The 495-nt window shown below is 85.3% G+C and carries 1 pseudogene; it reads right to left on the bottom strand.

Going from position 1 to position 495, the window contains the following annotated elements:
- Window positions 1-435: pseudogene (locus AAHZ94_RS36585) on the bottom strand (hypothetical protein); the annotation flags it as partial.
- Window positions 436-495: the final 60 nt, after the last annotated feature.

The raw sequence follows: 495 nt of genomic DNA, 5'->3' as shown, positions 1-495 counted from the left end.
GGGGGGCGCGGGGGGGGGGGGGGGGGGGGGGGGGGGGGGGGCTTCGGGCTCCCGGGGGGGGGGGCCCCGGGGCGGGGGGGGGGGGGGGGGGGGGCGGGGCGGGTCCGCCGGGTCGGGCGGGTCGGCGGGGCCCGTCTCCGCGGGTGGACCGTCGGTGGGGCCCGCCGTGCTGGAGCGGGTCGGGCTCCAGCCGTCGGGGCCGCCGAGGTCGGCGTTGCCGCTGGCCCGGGGGGCGACCGGGGCCGTGACGTAGGTGGGCAGCGGCACCGGGACCGGGTCCCAGCTCGCCCCCGTCACGCCGCCGCGCTCGCGCTCGCGGTCGTCCACCCACTCGGCGTGGGCGGTCTGTTCGACCAGCGCCCGGCGGTCGGCCGCGTGGGCGGAGCGGGCCGCCTCGGCGGCTGCCCGGTCCGCGGCGCGCTCTGCCGAGCCCACGCGACGCACGGCCAGCCGGGGTGGCCGGGGGGGGGTGGAAAACAGAGCCGCGGGGGGGGG

The organism is Streptomyces sp. HSW2009 (genome assembly GCF_040240285.1).
Lineage (GTDB): Bacteria > Actinomycetota > Actinomycetes > Streptomycetales > Streptomycetaceae > Streptomyces.
The sequence above is the reverse complement of the archived record's forward strand: the minus strand, read 5'-3'. Positions and strand labels throughout refer to the sequence as shown.